The 16,969-nt window shown below is 64.3% G+C and carries 15 protein-coding genes; 2 read left to right on the forward strand and 13 right to left on the reverse strand.

The genetic code is table 11. The features are described from left to right. The first annotated feature begins 200 nt into the window (after nt 1-200). Complete coding sequence (locus LWF01_RS00860) at nt 201-1,316, forward strand: baeRF2 domain-containing protein (RefSeq protein ID WP_349639148.1); 1,116 nt, start codon at nt 201-203, stop codon at nt 1,314-1,316. 193 nt (nt 1,317-1,509) lie between these two features. Here LWF01_RS00860 and bar read toward each other — a convergent pair whose 3' ends face one another. The 11 genes from bar to LWF01_RS00915 form a co-directional block, all read right to left on the reverse strand. Then, nucleotides 1,510-2,646, reverse strand: coding sequence for a barbiturase (bar, locus tag LWF01_RS00865; RefSeq protein ID WP_349639149.1), 1,137 nt, complete (start codon nt 2,644-2,646; stop codon nt 1,510-1,512). Nucleotides 2,647-2,679: 33 nt separating this feature from the next. Then, nucleotides 2,680-3,627, reverse strand: coding sequence for a carbamate kinase (locus LWF01_RS00870; protein ID WP_349639150.1), 948 nt, complete (start codon nt 3,625-3,627; stop codon nt 2,680-2,682). A gap of 143 nt (nt 3,628-3,770) precedes the next feature. Further along, nucleotides 3,771-4,871, reverse strand: coding sequence for a fatty acid desaturase family protein (locus tag LWF01_RS00875; RefSeq protein WP_349639151.1), 1,101 nt, complete (start codon nt 4,869-4,871; stop codon nt 3,771-3,773). A gap of 131 nt (nt 4,872-5,002) precedes the next feature. After that, nucleotides 5,003-5,716 carry a GAF and ANTAR domain-containing protein gene (locus LWF01_RS00880; protein WP_349639152.1) on the reverse strand — a complete coding sequence of 238 codons (714 nt, stop codon included), beginning with the start codon at nt 5,714-5,716 and terminating at the stop codon, nt 5,003-5,005. A gap of 133 nt (nt 5,717-5,849) precedes the next feature. Then, nucleotides 5,850-6,542, reverse strand: a complete 693-nt coding sequence (locus LWF01_RS00885; protein WP_349639153.1) for a GAF and ANTAR domain-containing protein — start codon at nt 6,540-6,542, stop codon at nt 5,850-5,852. A 293-nt stretch (nt 6,543-6,835) separates the two neighbouring features. After that, nucleotides 6,836-8,020: an acyl-CoA dehydrogenase family protein gene (locus tag LWF01_RS00890; RefSeq protein ID WP_349639154.1), complete on the reverse strand. Its 1,185-nt coding sequence runs from the start codon at nt 8,018-8,020 to the stop codon at nt 6,836-6,838. Nucleotides 8,021-8,094: 74 nt separating this feature from the next. Beyond that, nucleotides 8,095-8,466, reverse strand: coding sequence for a VOC family protein (locus LWF01_RS00895; RefSeq protein WP_349639155.1), 372 nt, complete (start codon nt 8,464-8,466; stop codon nt 8,095-8,097). A gap of 27 nt (nt 8,467-8,493) precedes the next feature. Further along, nucleotides 8,494-9,093, reverse strand: a complete 600-nt coding sequence (locus LWF01_RS00900; RefSeq protein WP_349639156.1) for a TIGR03086 family metal-binding protein — start codon at nt 9,091-9,093, stop codon at nt 8,494-8,496. Between the two features lie 81 nt (nt 9,094-9,174). Next, nucleotides 9,175-9,978, reverse strand: a complete 804-nt coding sequence (locus tag LWF01_RS00905; RefSeq protein WP_349639157.1) for an SDR family oxidoreductase — start codon at nt 9,976-9,978, stop codon at nt 9,175-9,177. Between the two features lie 118 nt (nt 9,979-10,096). Next, entirely contained in the window at nt 10,097-12,040 is a 1,944-nt protein-coding gene (locus tag LWF01_RS00910; RefSeq protein ID WP_349639158.1) for a hydantoinase B/oxoprolinase family protein, read from the reverse strand. Next, a complete protein-coding gene (locus tag LWF01_RS00915) occupies nt 12,037-14,199 on the reverse strand; it encodes a hydantoinase/oxoprolinase family protein (protein WP_349639159.1) in 2,163 nt (720 codons plus the stop codon). Before LWF01_RS00915 ends, LWF01_RS00910 begins: the two co-directional genes overlap by 4 nt. Nucleotides 14,200-14,545: 346 nt before the next feature. On the opposite strand from LWF01_RS00915, the gene LWF01_RS00920 reads away from it, so the two are divergent. Next, complete coding sequence (locus LWF01_RS00920; RefSeq protein ID WP_349639160.1) at nt 14,546-15,361, forward strand: nitrilase-related carbon-nitrogen hydrolase; 816 nt, start codon at nt 14,546-14,548, stop codon at nt 15,359-15,361. Here the strand turns inward: LWF01_RS00920 and LWF01_RS00925 are convergent. Next, on the reverse strand, nt 15,345-16,589 hold the full coding sequence (locus tag LWF01_RS00925; protein ID WP_349639161.1) for an RNA polymerase sigma factor: 1,245 nt from the start codon (nt 16,587-16,589) through the stop codon (nt 15,345-15,347). The genes LWF01_RS00920 and LWF01_RS00925 overlap by 17 nt on opposite strands. Continuing rightward, on the reverse strand, nt 16,580-16,933 hold the full coding sequence (locus LWF01_RS00930) for a YciI family protein (protein ID WP_349639162.1): 354 nt from the start codon (nt 16,931-16,933) through the stop codon (nt 16,580-16,582). The genes LWF01_RS00925 and LWF01_RS00930 overlap by 10 nt, the downstream gene beginning before the upstream one ends. Nucleotides 16,934-16,969 lie beyond the last annotated feature (36 nt).

Genomic DNA, 16,969 nt, shown 5'->3' on the forward strand with positions numbered 1-16,969 from the left:
TCTACGAGCGCGTTCCGTCACCGGTTTCGGGTAGCGCACAAGCTTGAGATCGGCTCGCTGCCAGTGATGCGGCGGACGGGGGAGCGGCAGCTATCGCTGTCGCTATTGTGCAGGCATAACTTACGTGCAAGAGTGAGTTGGACTACAGACCGGACGGCGTTCGGCCTTCGGACGCCGTCACGAAGAAGTGAGGTGTGCCGATGAAATTTCCTTGGCTTAAAGATGTTCTTACCACCAATGGTCCGTTCCTTTCGATCTACTTAGACACCACTCGCACCGACCCCGCGCTTGCCGCCGAGATTGATGCGCGCTGGGCACATCTGAAGGCCGAGGCGACCCGCGCCGGCGCGCCGAAGGGGATGCTGGACGACATTGAGGATCTGGTCAGGCAGCCGTCCGGGATGGGCGGCCGGCACGGGCAGGCATTCATAGCTACCAAGGACCGGTTGCAGATCGAACGGGTAATCCCGCTGCCGCCGCGCCAGGATGTGGCAGCGTGGTCGGATCACCCGCAGCTGCTGCCAATCATGCGGATCGCGGCCAAGGCAGTGTCGTACATCATTGTTGAAGTCGATCGTTATGGCGCCGATTTCAAGCTCCGCGCACCTGAGGACCCGCATCTGATCGGCAGCAAGGACGGACTGGGTGACGACTCGGTCGTTGAGGGCGGCCACGACGAGGTGCACAAACCGCGTAGCGGCTGGAGGGGCCACAAGTTCGAGGCGCGGGTGGAGGATTCCTGGGAGCGGAACGCGGACGCCGTCGCCGCGCGCCTGGACAAGCTCGTCTCCCGATACCGCCCCGATATGGTGCTACTGAGCGGAGACATCCGGGCGGAGAACCTGCTGAAAGAGGCGGTCAACCAGGATACGAAGACGCGGATCGTCTGTGTTCCCGGCGGAAGTCGGGGTGACAACGGGGACAAGCCGTCGTTTGCGGCCGCGGTCGCGACGGCGGTCGACCAGTTCGTCGAGCGCAAGGGGCAGGAACTGGTCGGGAAACTCAAAGAGGAACAGGCCCGGGACGGCGACGTGGTGAGCGGAGCGCAGGAGACGCAGGAGGCGCTGAAGCGCGGACAAGTCGAAACCCTCGTATTGGTCGAGGGCGAGGAGCCGGACTCAATCGAGGAGCTGCTGCGCACCGCCATACTCACCGACGCCGACATCCGGACCATTCAGCCCGGGCAGGTCCGGCTGCCGGAAGGTATTGGTGGCTTGCTGCGCTGGAAGGATGGCGCCACGCCATCCAACTCGATTGCCAGCCTGAACGGCGACCCGGCCAGAGAGTCGGCAAGCAGAGAGTCGGCAAACCGCTGAGCCTGCAGACAGCGGTAGGCGCTCGGTCTGCGACTCACTGAAAGCCCCGCCCAGAAGGCCCGGTGGCCGACGACAATCCGTCGATCACCGGGCCTCTTGCGTGTCTTGGACTGGGTATCTCAGCTGTGATGCGGCCGGCCGCTCAGTCGTGATGCGCCGGTAGGTCAAGCGTGAGTACCCGGCCCGGAAGGTCTCAGCCCTGGTAGTTGTACCCCGTCGGTTCCTCGCCGAGGTCGACGATTGCCGCGACCGGGCCGCCACCCTCCGGGCCCTGATGCGCGGCGGAGACCGAAACGAATACAGCCGGGTCGCCCGTGACAGCGGCGGCAACTCCTCCGACCGCCGCCTTGATCTGCCGATGCCAGTGCACATCGGAGTCGTCGAGCATTGCGTTGCGCCGTCCGCGCACCGCGCCATCCTGACTGGTTTCACACTTGAGGAATACATTGACCAGCCGCCCGTCGAGGTCGCCGGTCGCTGGACGGTCGGGTAGATCCAGGCCCGCGTCCTTGATCGCATTCCAGATCCCGTCCGCGTCCAGGGCATCTTTCATCACGGAATGCCCGATCCGGTATCGGCCGCCGATACCGCGGGCATTTCCGACCACGACTATCTGGGCCTGATCGAGTTCGACGCCCGAGGAGCACGAGGCGACCGCCGAGAACAGCTCACGGCTGTCCATGATGTCCTCGTCTTCGGGTTTGTCGATCTCCCCAAGTGCGTAGGCGATGCCGAGAGCCGTCGTGCCATTGGAAAGATCCATCGACTCCAGGGTGTGCTCGGTCCATACCTTGTGTCCGCGGGATTTGGCATCGCGGATGGTGTGGATAGTCAGTAGCGGAGTCTTGGTCTGCACGTAGTGCACGTCCGCAGGGTCGGTGATTCCGGCCTCCGCCATCGCTGCCTTCACCGCGGCGGCAACCTTCTCGACCATCGGCACGTAGCCGATCTCCTCCGGCAGAAGCTGCTCGGACATTGCGAAGCCGACAGTCAGCCGCGGCTCGTCGGTTTGCGGTGCCTTAGCCCGATCCACGGTCGCAAAGATCGTCGCATGCGGACTGATCACGCCGTCGGTTCCGCCGGACCAGACGATGGGGATCTGCCCGACCTGTTCCGCGCTGCGGCTGCCCTTGGCCTGCAGCACCTCGCGGAACGCGCGGTCGGCGATGATCCGGGTGTAGTCGTTGACTCCGCCATTGCCTTCGGTCTTGCCGATCACGGCGACGACCCGGTCGGCCTCCAGCACCCCGTCATCGATCAGCTCGCTCAGTCCGGACGCGTCGGCCACGCCGCCGAGGGCAACCTTCCGTACTTCGATTGGTTCCACCATGATGATCCTCCGTATCGCTTTTCGTGGTTCAGGTCAGTTCCGGTTGGGGTCTGGCCGGACCGCCGTGCCGATATCGCCGTCAACGGCGCGATCGATCAGATGCAGTTCTGTTATCACGGCAAGCCTTCCGCCGTCCTTGACGAACTGGGAGACGGCCGCAACTTTCGGACCCATCGAGCCGTCAGCAAAATGTCCTTCCGCCGCCAATGTGTCGAGTTCTGACGGCGTGGTTGGCCCTACGCTTCGAGCATGTTCGGTGCCCCAGCCGATGGCTGCGTTCTCCACATCGGTCGCGATGATCAGCGCATCGGCGTCAACGCCGTGCGCGAGAACAACGGCAGCCGTGTCCTTGTCGATAACAGCCTGCACGCCGTGCAGCCTGCCGTCGGTGCCGCGGGCGACCGGGATGCCGCCGCCTCCGGCCGCGATCACCAACTGACCGGCATCCAAAAGCGTTGAGATCGACTCAGCCTCAAGGATCCCCACCGGTTGCGGGCTCGGCACGACACGTCGCCAGCCGCGCTCGCCGCGATCTTCCCAGTTCTGGCCGTGCTCGATAAGCGACTCGGCTTCGGCTTGCGGCAGGTAACGCCCGATCGGTTTTGACGGTTTGAGCATTGCCGGGTCGTTTTCGTCGACGAGCGTACGGGTCACCAAGGTGACCGGGCGGGTGGCCAGCCCCTCGCGATGAAGAACGGTGTCGAGCGCGTTCGAGAGGATGAGGCCGATCGTGGCCTGGGTCGAGCCGACGCACCAGTCGAGCGGAACCGGCGGAACGACATCCGCGCACATCTCGTTCTTCACCAGCAGATTGCCCACCTGGGGGCCATTGCCGTGGGTTATCACTACCTGATGTCCGGCCTGGATCAGCCTGACGATTGCTTCCGCAGCCTCGGCGACGGCCGCGATCTGGTCGTCCGGACGCGCCTGCCCGTCGGGTGATGTCATGGCGTTGCCGCCCAGGGCCACTAAGACTCGCACAAGTCCAAGCTACGAGCCGGAACGCAGGCGCTGTCACAGTGAACAGTGCCCAACAATGACCGATGAACTGGCAATATCTGCCGGAGCCAACCGTGGCCAGTCGCCGACACCGCCGCGGTTCCAGTCGCCTACACCGCCGCGACTTAGAAGGACCGGCGCTGTGCGATGAGCGGACAGTCGAACGGATCGCGGGCGCGCAGGCCTACCTGATTGAGATAGCGGACCACGATCCCGTAGGAGTGCCAGAGCGTTGTCTCGGTATACCGCACCTCGTGTTTGGCACAGTAGGCCGCTATGATCGGTTGCGCCCTGCGCAGGTTGGGTCGTGGCATCGACGGGAACAGATGGTGCTCGATCTGGTAGTTGAGCCCGCCCATCGCGGTATCGATGAATCGGTTGCCGCGGATATTTCGGCTCATCAGCACCTGCCTTTGGATGAAGTCAAGCTTCAGATTCTTCGGCACGATCGGCATCCCCTTGTGATTCGGGGCGAAGGACGCTCCCATGTACAGTCCGAACAGTCCGAGCTGGATCGCCAGGAACACCGCGGCCTTGCCCGGTGAAAGCACCAGGAGTACCAACGCGAGATAGCCGCCGAGCCGGATGGCGAGAAACACGATCTCGACCCATCGGCGGTTCAGTTTTCCCCGGCCGAACACCCTGCGGATACCGATGGTGTGCAGCGAGATGCCCTCCAGCAGAAGAAGCGGGAAGAAGAACCAGCCCTGGCGCGCGACCAACCACCGGGTCAGCGGTGTGCGACGGGATTGCTCCTGCTCAGGAGTGAAGGCCAGTACCTTGAAGCCGATGTCGGGATCAGTCCCGGCCTTGTTCGGATTGCCGTGGTGCTTGCCGTGCTTGTGCTCCCACCAGGCATAGCTAAGTCCGACGAAGAGGTTACCCAGAATCAGGCTGATCCAGTCGTTCCACTTGCTCGACTTGAAGATCTGCCGGTGGGCGGCGTCGTGAGCTAGGAACGCCGTCTGCGTCAGCACCACGGCAAAAATCACGGCGGTGAACATCTGCCACCAGGTGTCGCCAATCCAGACGAAAAGCAGTCCGCAAGCCGCAAAGGTCAGCACTATAACGGACAGCTTGGTCCAGTAGTAACCGTAACGGCGTCTCAGGAGTCCCGCGGATTCCAACTGATGGGTAAGTTCTGCGAAGTCGCTGACTTGCTGGTTCTGGCCCTGAGCGGAAGGTCGCCGCGCTCCGGCCAATTCAGTTTGGGATGTGCTGACCATGATGTCCCCCTGGAAGCGGATTGATTCGCTACCGGGGGCTGGGGCAACTAGCTCGAGTATATCCGTGGAACCGGAATGATTCGCTGCCGAGGCTGGGACTTCGCTGGGTGTTTGGCCGGAGAGCGTGGCTGTCAGACCGTGATCGAGCGCTGCACTACTCCTTCGGCCACATCCCGGAGCCGGAGGTTGTTCCTGCGGGCATGTGTGCGCAGCCGGGCGAACGCTTCGTCCATATCGACGCCGTCCGTCTGCGAGACGACGCCCTTTGCCTGTTCAATCAGGATCCGGCTGGTCAGGGCTCGCTGCAATTGTTCGTTGACGATCGAGGTTTCGCTGATTGCCCTCTCCTGCAGGATGCCGATCGTGGCCACGTCCGCTAACGCCTGTGCAACCTCGGAGTCCCGGGCGTCCAGGCTTCCTTCGGTGACGCGAAAGAGATTCAGCGCACCGATGACGGTGTTGCGCAATCGCAGCGGGACGGCGTGCACTGAGCGGTAGCCCTGTTCAAGGGCTACGGCTCGGAACTGGGGCCAGCGGGAGTCAGGATCGCCCACATTCGTCACGGTGACGACTTTCCCCGAAACGAAGCACTCCACGCAGGGGCCTTCGCCGGCGTCGAGCTGCAGAACTTCCACCAACCTGCTGCGTTCGCTGGTGGAGGCGACTACCTCAAGATCGCCACTGCTGTTGGCCAGCACCAGCCCGGCGGCGGTGGCGTCGAGCAGCTCGGTGGACTGTTCGACGAGGGTGTGCAGCAACTCCACGACGTCATAATCGGCCACCAGTGTGTCTGCAAGCTTGACGAATGTCTCGTTGAGTCGGCTCTCACGGGTGGTCGCGGTCATGCCATCACTTTAACGTGGCGTCGTCGGGCGCACACCCAGCCAAGGCGCTCAGTTAGCCAAGGCGGTCAGTTAGCCAAGGCGGTCAGTTAGCCAAGGCGGTCAGTCTCGCGGGGGGCTCAGTCCGGTAGGGCGCTCAGTCCGGCAGGGCGGCGAAATCGATCCGGCGGAGAACGACGTCGCGAGCAACCGCGTCGACGGTTCGGCCGTTGGAAAACGCGTGCGCCTGCAGCAGCAGGAAAGCGTTGACCACTGTGGTGTCCAGTTGAACCAGGATCATGCCGGTAGCCTGATGTACTTCGCGCCGAGAGTGCGTGACGTCGTCGAACTCCGACGATTCGCCGCTTTCAGCGAGGAGTAGCCCCGGCAGAACTTGCCAGGCGACCGCGGTGGCCAGGCTGCCGGCATCCGCTATCTGACTTGCCGCAAGTGTCCCGGGTGTCGAGCGGTAGAGGCTTACCACACCAATTCTGATGCCGCCGAGAGCGAGTGGAAAGGCGAAGACAGCTGCTGCAGGCGTTTCCTGGACGGCGGTCCCGAACATCGGCCAGTCGATCGACCCCACCGAAGTATCTGGGATAAGTACCGGGTGTCCCGATGCCATTGCGACCCGGCTCGGGCCCTCGCCGAGGTCGAACTGCAGTTCATCGAGGCGCGCGGCCAATGAATCGCTGGCGCACAAGGTGGACTGCTGTGCTGCGCTCCCGGAGGCAGAAACTGCGGCACCCGTGATAGGCAGCGCTGTCACAAATGGCGCGCAGAGCCGTTGCAGCCCGCCCTCGGGAGCCGTAATGCGCTTATGCGCCAGGTTGTACGCCTGCCGGTTCATGGTGACGTCCGGCGCGGAATGTACGGGTCGGAGGGCGCGGCCGAGACCCTTGGCAGCGGATGTGGATCCGCGTGGCTGTTTGGCATATCGGAGCCTCAGGGTCGTTCGGATGGAACCGGGACGAACGACGAGGTCCAGATCGCACGCTGCCGAGCAGGGGCGGCACGCCAGTACTCCTGAGTATACTCCGCACGGCATGCGCGACGCTCTGGTCGAGCCATATGCGCCCCGCCATCCGGCACGACGCCACCGCATCCCGCGCCGCCACCTGGCTCAGCGCACCGCCATCCGGCTCAGCGAAAGGCCGGGATGCCCGTGATTGCCTGGCCCATGATGAGTTCGTGCACCTCGCTGGTGCCTTCGTAGGTCATCACACTTTCCAGATTGCTGGCATGCCGCAGCGGGGAGTAGTCAAGGGTTACCCCGTTCCCGCCGAAAATGCTCCGTGCTTCGCGGGCGATCTTGATCGCCTCACGAACGTTGTTCAGCTTGCCGAAGGAGATCTGTGCCGGCTGCAGATTGCCGGCATCCTTCATCCGCCCGGTGTGCAGCGCCACCAGGATGCTTTTCTGGATTTCGAGCGCCATCGTGACCAGCTTCTGCTGGGTCAGCTGGAATGAGGCGATGGGCTTGCCGAATTGGTGACGGTCAAGTGCGTAGCTCAGCGCGGATTCATAGCTGTCCCGAGCGGCGCCGATGGCACCCCAGATGATGCCGTACCTGGCCTCGTTCAGACAGGAGAACGGTCCGCTGAGCCCGGCGGCATCCGGAAGCATTGCCTCGGCAGGAAGCCGGACGTCCTGCAGCGTGACGTCGCACTGAATTGAGGCCCGCATGGAGATCTTTGCTTCGATATTTGTTGCCGCGAATCCAGGAGTGTCGGTCGGCACCACGAAACCGCGAACCCCGTCGTCCGTGCGTGCCCAGATGATCGCGACATCGGCGATCGACGCAAGTCCGATCCAACGCTTGGCGCCGTCGATAACCCAGCCTTCGCCGTCCCGCCGGGCCCTTGTCTGCATCGATCCTGGATCGCTGCCGGCTTCCGGTTCGGTGAGCCCGAAGCAACCGATCGCCTCACCGCGTGCCATCGGCGGCAGCCAGCGCTGTTTTTGTTCCTCGGAGCCGAACTTGTGCAGCGCACTCATCGCAAGTGACCCCTGCACGCTGACGAAGGTGCGGATGCCGGAGTCTCCGGCCTCGAGTTCAAGGCAGGCCAGCCCGTATTCGACGGCGCTTCTTCCGGCGCAACCGTAACCGGAAAGGTGCATGCCCAGGACGCCGAGATCGCCAAGCTCACGCACTATGTCGCGTGGGAACACCGCTCGTTCGTACCAGTCTTTGATGTTCGGCTTGATCCGGGCGTCGACGAAGGCGCGCACCTTGTCGCGTAGCTCCAGCTCGGTAGCGGAGAGTTGGGCGTCGATATTCAGGTAGTCGATGGCACGTTCCGGAAGTGAGCTGCTCGTATCGGTCATGCGTTCACTGTAAGCCGGGTGCCCATGCCGGGCGTCGGTGACCGAGGTCGACGGCCACCGGGAGAAGGCCCGGGTCAGGCCCTGGCAGTGAGCGGGAAGCGATTACCTTCGGTGTCCTCGAACAGCGACCAACGGCCGAATGGCATGTCGATCGGCTCCTGCACGAAGCGGACGCCACGTTGCGTCAACTGCCGCCAGGTCGCATCGAGATCATCGCAGTAGAAAAACACGGGTGTATTGGGCTGCCCGTCTGGAGCCTGCAGGATAGCGCCGTCCCGTTGTTCGAGTATCAGCACGGCGCCGTCCGGCAGTCGGACCTCGAGCCAGCGTTCCTCGCCGTATGACGCGTCCTGGGCCAGCTCGCAGCGCATTGTGTCGAGCCAAAACTGCTTGGCGCGCTCCTGATCTGCGACCCCGACCCGGACCTTACTGATTCCCTGCAGCATTTCCCGGTCCTCTCGTGACAGCTTCGTTCAGGGCGCCCAACTGGGGTTGCGCCCGGCCAGGCCGATCACTCGGTCAAGCAGGGGCGCCGACTCATCGACCGTGATGACCGGGCCGTAGATCGGCTCGCGATCTGCTGGATCTGTCGATTGCGAGAGTAGATCGAATGAGGCCTGAACCTGGTCCTCACCGGGGTTGAAGTGCTGGCCGGTGGCACGGGCAAGATCCCAGCCGTGCACAACCAGCTCGTTGAGCGCGACCGCGCCCATGATGTCGGCGGGCAATGTGACGCCGCCGGCCTCCGCCATCCCGTCCCAGGCGTCAGGAACCTGCCAGGCGGCGGCAACTGCTGAAAGTTGGGCCGACAGCTGCGGTTGCCATTCCTCGGCATCCGAGACCGGAACGGGTTCATCGGGCGCGACTCCGCCATCAGGCATCTGCTCCTTCCGAGCAGCCAGCCGGAAGGCAGTGGTCAGCCCGATCAGATGGCCCAGCAGGTCGCGCACGGCATAACGCTCACACGGTGTCCTGGCGTCCAGCTGGTCCTGGGTGATCTGCGGCAACAGCGCGGCCACCGACCGGCTGGCTGGTTCGAGGTCGAGCATGACGACATCCCCTGTTCGAATCAAGTGACGGTGATACGGGCTGCCCCCATGCTTACAGGAATAGTGAACAGCGTCCACAATTTTTCGGTGTTAGTTTCTCGCCGCCTACCGCTCAAGCAGGTCCGCGAGGGTGGCCGGCGCCCGGCCGAGTAGATGCTGGGTTATCTGGGAGCCGACACAGAACCCGTGCACGTCATAGTGGCGGAACATCTGGCCAAGCCTCGCCTTCTCGGCGTCACTGAGTCCAGTTCCCTGGTCCAGATTCCACTCCTGCACCGTACTGGTCCGGATGTCCACCGGTCGCCGGTGCGTCATAGTGCAGGCACGGGCAAGATCGTCGACGGAGAGCTGTTCCGGGCCGCCGAGCTCGTAGCTCGCGCACCGATGCCGCCCCGAATCGTCCAGCAGAACGGTGGCAGCGATTTCGGCCACATCCGCGAGATCAATGAACGAGAACCGGGAGGCAGGGGAGTATGGCAACGTGATGCATGTGGCCTCGCCATTCAGCACGCTGGAGAAGTTCTGCAGGTAAGCGCAGGGCTGCAGGATCGTCCAATCGAGGCCGGACCGCCGAACCAGGTCCTCGCTCGCGGCCTTGTCCATGTGATGCGGCATCGATGGGCAGTGTGGCCACGCTACCGAGTGGTAGACGAATCGGTGTACGCCTGCGTCCCGCGCTGCGGTGAGTGCCTGCGCGACCAGGCCGGGCTCGTCCGGACAGAGATTTGGTGCAATGAAGTACACGCTGTCGATGTCGGCGAAATCGTAAGGGCGGGAGACGCCTCGGACCTCGGCGACCGGCTCGGCCGCCCCTGGAGCAGCTGTCCGGGGAGTATCTGTGGCGGGAGTGCCTGCGCCGTCCGCCTGACCGAACTCCATCCGATCCAGAACCATCCGCACTGCAGCCATGACTGCCCGCCCGGTCTTCCCCCGGGCACCCGTGACGGCGATGCGCGGCGGCCGGGACCAGGAAGCGGTGGACGCAGCGGGGACGGACTTGGCTGCAGGATTGGACAGGGCGTGCCTCCTAGACGAAATCCAAGTCGGCGAAGGTGCGTCCGCCGGAGAGCCGACGATATCCCGGGCCGCGATCGAAGAAAGGTTCGTTGTCGTCGCGCGAAGCCCGCATCGAGGTGCGCAGCCGGTCGGACGCCGCTTCGTCCACGACGGGGTCGTCCCGGTCTCCGCCGACGATGACGCCGTAGGAATCCCGTGCGCCGTCCACCGAGACCTTCCCCCAGCGAACGTCCCGGGCGACCTCGGGATAAGGCCTGGTCAGCGGATCACCCCAGCCACCACCGCCGGTAGTCCTGATCCGGATGATTTCTCCAGCCCGGACCGGCTCGTCATCCGAAAGCGCTTCGACCTCGCGTGCGTTCGGCCCGCCCGGATCGATCACGACCTGGAAGGGCTGGCCAGCCTTACCGCCCTTCACCCCCCAGCAGGCCAGGATCGAACGGTCGGCTATCGACATGAAGTGGCCGTCCTTCAGCATCCGGATCTGCTTTTCATAGCCGAGTCCGCCGCGGTACCGCCCGGCGCCGCCGGAATCGCAGGCCAGGTCGAGCGCCTCGACCAGGAAGGGGAAGCGGCTCTCGGTGAATTCGCTCGGCAGGTTTCGCGAATCGGGGACTACATGGATGGTGTCTTCGCCGTCGGCATAGTGCCGGCCGCCGGAACCGCCGCCAAGCACCTCGCGCATCAGGTAGGGATTGCCGTCGACGTCATCTCCGTAGACCCCGGTGTAGCGGATGGTCTCCTGGTCCGCCGGCATCCGCCCGTCCACCGCTTTTGCCACCGCACCGGCCAGTACGCCGAGCAGACGCAGGATGACGAAGGTCCGTGCGTTCGTTGGCGCCGGAAAGACCGGCGTCAGCAGGGTTCCCTTTTCGGGAAACCTCATCTCGATCAGCGGGATGATGCCCTCGTTGACGTCGAGTTCCGCCATCCGTTCCGGGGTATCAGCGAGGTTCCGCAGGATCGGGGCCAGCCACTTGGCCAGAAAGTTGCCGTCGGCATAGTCGCCGCAGTGGTTGATCGGTCCCTTCGCCTGTGGGCCGGTGCCGGTGAAGTCGAGGATGAGCCGTTCGCCTCCGGCATCGTCGGGTCCGGTTTTGGTCAGCGTGATCCGCTGCGTGTGCAGCCGCGGTTCGTCCACCCCATCGTGTTCGGCGTAGTCCTCCCAGACATAGGAGCCCGCCGGGATCTTCGACAGGATCTCGCGCCGGTAGATGGCGGTGGTGGCGTCCATCATGGCGTCGAAGCAGGTCTCGACGGTTTGCACGCCGTAGCGCTCGAAGAGCTCCGAGAGCCGGCGGGCGCCCATCAGGCAGGCGGAACATTCGGCATCCAGGTCGGCGGCCAGTGAATCCGGCATCCGGGAATTCCTGGTCATGATCCGCAGCGCCGCCTGGTTCGGCACACCCTGATCCCACAACTTGATCGGCGGGACCATCAGCCCCTCTTCGAACACCGAGGTCGCGTGGGACGGCATCGACCCTGGTGTCGCGCCGCCGATGTCGTCGTGGTGGCCGAACGCCTGAACGAATGCCACGACGCTCGGCGACGATTCGCCTGGCCGGGTAGCGAAAACGGGCACCGTGACGCACAGGTCGGGCAGGTGACCGATGCCTCCCTCGGAGAGGTAGACATCGTTATGGAAGAACACGTCCCCCGGTTTCATGGTTTCAAGTGGGAAGTCCCGGGCGATCGGGTGCACCAGAGCGGAATACGAGCGGCCGGTGAGTTTGCGCAGATTGCGATCGTGGATACCGGCGCGGAAGTCATGGGCGTCCCTGATCATCGGCGACCTGGAGGTGCGCGAGATCGCGGTCTCCACCTCCATTTCCACGGAGGCGAGGAAGCCGGCGACGATCTCGACCAGCACCGGGTCAGGCGCGGCGGCATCGATGGGAGAGAGCCGATACGGCTTGCCGTTCACCGTCGTATTGTCGGCGGTAGCGCTGGTCATGGCGTAGCTCCTCTGACGATGCGAAGGTTTCCGTAGTTGTCCACTCTCGCGCTGAAGCCGGGATGGATCGGAACGGTTGAGCTGAACTCCTCAATCACCGCAGGGCCATCAACCACGTCACCTTCCCCGAGTTTTTCCCGCTGGTAGAGCGGCACTTCCTCCCAGCCGTCGAAGTAGGCCTGCCGGGTTCCGGATTTTGCCGACGCGGAACCTGAGCCCTTACCGATTGCCGTCAGACTTGGGCGGGTAATCGGTCCGATGCCGGTGACCCGCAGGTTGACCCACTCGACGTGCTGGCTGTCGTCACCCCGGAAGTCGTAGCCGTAGAGTTCCCGGTGCGCGCGGTGAAAGTCATCGGCAGCCTGGTTCATCAGTGCCGCGTCCATCGGCCCATCGCCGAGGGCAACCCGCACCTCGTAGGCCTGGCCGAGATAGCGCAAATCCGCCGACCGCTGATATTGATGCAGTTCCCTGCCGAAGCCCTCCTCCGTCAATGCGACCGAGGCTTCGGCGGTCAGCGAGTCGATGATCGTCTGCAGCGTGGAAGGTATCAGGCGATCGTGTCGGCTGACGTGGGTCTGCACGTAATCGTTGCGAACGTCGACGGTCAACAGCCCGAACGCCGAAAGGTTGCCGGGGTTGGCCGGCACGAGCACGCCGGCCAGTCCGAGGATGTCGATCAGCCGGCAGGCCAGCAGCGAACCCGATCCGCCGAACGTCACCAGGGTGAAGTCACGGACATCACGGCCGCGTTTCACGGTGATTTGGCGCAAGGCGTTGGCCTGGTTCCACGCGGAGATCTCAAGGATTCCGGTGGCACAGTCTTCGCGGCCAAGGCCGAGCGTCTCCGCGAGTTTGTCAATGCCGTGGATGGCGGCAGGCACGTCGAGCGGAATCTCGCCGCCGAGCAGGTGCGGCGGGATGCGGCCAAGCAGCACGATCGCGTCGGTAATCGTCGGTTCGATGCCGCCGGTGGCGTAACAGATCGGGCCAGGGTCGGCGCCGGCGGACTGCGGGCCGACCCGTAGGGTTCCTTCTGGCGTGGTCCAGGCAATCGAGCCGCCGCCGGCGCCGACGGTGACGACATCGATCATCGGGATCTTCGAAGGGTATGCGCCGACCGTGCCTTCCGTGGTCAGCGCGGGTTCGCCATTGACGACGACCGTGACGTCGGTGGATGTGCCTCCGCCATCGCAGGTCAGCACGTGGCTGATCCCCGCGGCGTTTGCCACCATGCCCGCGCCGAGCGCCCCGGCCGCCGGGCCGGAGAGCACAGTTGTGATCGGCTGGTTTACGACCTCCCGCGCCGAGAGCACTCCACCGTTCGACTTCATCACGTAAAACGGAACATCGCGGGTGGTGGCACCGGCGTTGTGGGAGCCGCCGGCATCGCGGGGGAAGCCGCCGGCGTTGTGGGAGCCGCCATCGTCACGAGTGCCGCCATCGGAGGTGAAGTCCCTGAGTCGCTCGGCGATGTTATTGACGTAGCTGCGGATGTTGGGCTTGACCGACGCATCGACCAGGGTCGTGATCGAGCGCTCGTACTCGCGGTACTCGCGCAGCACCTCGCTGGAGATGCTGATCGTCGCCTCAGGGTGTTCCTCGAGCACGATCTGCCGGACTCGCAGCTCATGGTCCGGATTGGCGTAGGCATGCATAAGGCAGATTCCGAGCGTGGAGATGCCGGCGGATCTGAAGAACCGGGCGGCATGCCGCACATCGTCTTCGCGCAGCGGCCGAAGCTCGGTGCCCTCGAAGTTCAGCCGCCCGCGTACGGTTTTGACCCGGTCGGCCGGCACGATCCGGTCCGGCTTGACCCAGAAGTAGGAGTTTCCGTAGCCGTCCGGAACTGATTGCCGTGCGATCTCAAGGACATGGGGATAGCCCTCCGTGGTGATGAAGCCGAGATCTTCAACCTTGCCTTCGAGGAGTTTGTTCGTTGCCACCGTGGTTCCGTGGCTGACCGCGGTGAGCGAGTCACCGCGCTCGCCAAGAGCCTGGAGCACCTTGTCGACGCCGTTCAGGAAGCCGACCGCCGGGTAGGCCGGGGTCGAAGGCGTTTTGGTGGTGACCAGTTCGCCGGTGTCCTCATCGACGGCCACGACATCCGTGAACGTCCCGCCGGTGTCGATACCCACCCGGATCCGTCTGGAACCCACGGAAGTCTCCTTCGCTACTGTGCTGATTCGTTTGGCTCACGCCTTGCCGGTTCGTTCGCCATAGCCATTGGACTCTCTGGGATGCTGCCCAGGCGTTGGCATCATCTGCCAACGCTTGGGAATGGGCTTCGGCAAAATAGCTGGGGCCGGCAGCTGGATCAGCACAGACCGCGATGTCACCGCCAGGACGCGAACGTGCACGCTCGCCTCCTGCCCGCAACGACGCGATTTCCGGGACCATTTGCCCTCCTGGTCCCTCGGATCCGACGAAACGCACCAGGCAGAACGTAGGCAGAAGTTCTAGCGTTGGAAGCGTCCGGCGCGATGAAGACCGAAAGGCAGGCCAATGCTGTTCGCCGCAATGCAGGCAAATGCAAAGCTGCTCGATCTCGAGGCTAATATCGCCGCGATCGATGCGGCCACCCGCCGGGCCGCGGATGCCGGCGCCTCGATCCTGGTAACTCCCGAGCTGTTCGTTACCGGATATTCGCCGCGCCGAGTCCGGGCTGCGTTGCGCCCGGCAGACCTGTCCGACCTGTCCGACCGGATTGACGCCATCGCCGCCCGGCACGGAATCGGGCTCGTTTACAGTCTCCCCGTGGTCAGCGATGACGGGAGCTGGCTGATCGGAGCCCGGCTTGTCGACCGGGACGGTGTTCCTCGACTGCGTTACGCGAAAGTTCATCTGTTCGGCGACGAGGAGAAGGCGAACTTCGCGCCAGCCGATGCGCCGCCAGAGATAGCCGACATCGACGGGATGAAGGTGTCGCTGGCGATTTGCTACGACATCGAGCACCCGGAAGTGGCGCGCGCCGCTACCCGGAGCGGAGCCGACGTGATCCTGGTTCCGACCGCGGTGCTCGCGGGGTACACCGACGTGCCACGGCTGCTCGTCAGGTCCCGGGCGCTGGAGAACCATATCGGCATCGTCTATGCCAACCACAGTGGCATCGAGGCGGACAACGAGTTTTGCGGAACCAGCATCGTCGTGGGGCCGGACGGCGTCGCGCTCGGCGAGGCAAGCCAGGGTGAAAGTGAGTTGGTCTTCGGCGAGATCGACCGGCCCGGTATCGAGGCGCAGCGCCGTGACGTGCCTTACCTTGAAAACAGCCGCCCGGACACGTACCGGAACTGGCAGGACCGGGTCAGCCTGCGTCGATGACCGACTGCCGGCTGCCGGTGAGGAACTCGCGCTCGACGGCATTCCGGCATCGGTCGATCGCAAAGTCATATGCCGACAGTGCTTCGGCGTCGCGACCCAGACGGCGGAGCAGATCGGCCCGGATGGCGTGGAACAGGTGATAATCGCCGAGATCGATGCGGTCAACTAGATTCAGCGCGACGTCTGCACCTTCGACCTCTGCGACGGCGACCGCGCGGTTGAGTGCCACGACAGGGCTCGGGGTGAGTGCGAGCAGCTGGTCGTACAGCCGAAGAACCTGGCCCCAGTCCGTGGCAGCTGCCGTCGGCGCGTCGCTGTGCACGGCGTTGATCGCCGCCTGGATCTGGTAGGGGCCGGGCTGGTTTCGCCGTAGGCACTGCCGGACCAGTGCCTGGCCTTCCGCGATCAGCGAGTGGTCCCATCGCGTGCGATCCTGGTCTGCCAGCAGCACGAGCTGCCCGTCCCTTGAGGTGCGAGCCGCCCGGCGGGACTCACTGAGCAACATGAGACCGAGCAGGCCTGCCGTCTCCGGTTCGTCGGGCATCAGCTCGACCAGGAGTCGCCCGAGCCGGATGGCCTCGACGCAGAGATCTGCCCTGGCGAGACCGTCGCCCGAACTCCTGACGTAACCCTCATTGAAAATGAGGTAGACGACGGCGGTTACCGCCCGAAGCCGGTCCGGAAGTTCGGCCTCATTCGGAATCCGGTACGGGATGTTCGCGTCGCGGATCTTCCCCTTGGCCCGGACGAGTCGTTGCGCCATTGTCGGCTCGGGAACCAGGAAGGCGCTGGCGATCTCCGCTGTGGTGAGACCACCAAGAAGCCGGAGCGTCAGCGCGACCTGGCTCCCGGTGGACAATGCCGGGTGGGCGCAGGTGAAGATCAGCCGTAGCCGGTCGTCGTGCACGGCGCCCTCCTTGGCCGGTTCATCGCGAGCATGCAACAGGGCCGCCTGCGCTTGCCGATCCTCGCGGGATGCCTCCCGGCGCAATCGGTCGATCGCCCGATTGCGTGCCGTGGTGATGATCCACCCGGCCGGGCTTGGCGGCAGGCCCGTGGACGGCCACCGTTGCACCGCCATGGCGAATGCGTCCTGCACAGCTTCTTCGGCGATATCTATGTTGCCGAAGCTGCGGATCAGAACAGCCACCGCGCGCCCGTACTCCTCACGGAAGACCCGTTCGATCTGCCCGTTTGGAACGCCAGGTTTGCCTGAGATCACCCGCACGACCCGTACTGCAGCGGCCTGACCTCGATCGGCAGCGTGATCGCCCGGGCAAGTTTGCGGCCCCACTCGAGCGCAGCGTCAAGATCGGATGCCTCGATCACCGTGAACCCGCCGATGTGCTCCTTCCCTTCGATGTACGGGCCGTCTGTGGTGAGCAACTCCTTATCCTTCAGCTGCACAACTGTTGCCGTTGCTGGAGGATGCAATCCTCCGGCGAAAACCCAGGCGCCAGCGGCTCTGATCTCGGCGTTCACGGCCTCGACATCCTGCATGATCGGATCCAGGAACTCCGCGGACGGCGCCTCTCCATCGGGCTGGTAGATGCTCAGCAGATACTGTGTCATCGGATTCTCCTCCTTGAGACAACCCCGGCTCCTTGC

This window comes from Saxibacter everestensis, assembly GCF_025787225.1.
GTDB classification, from domain to species: Bacteria; Actinomycetota; Actinomycetes; order Actinomycetales; family Brevibacteriaceae; genus Saxibacter; species Saxibacter everestensis.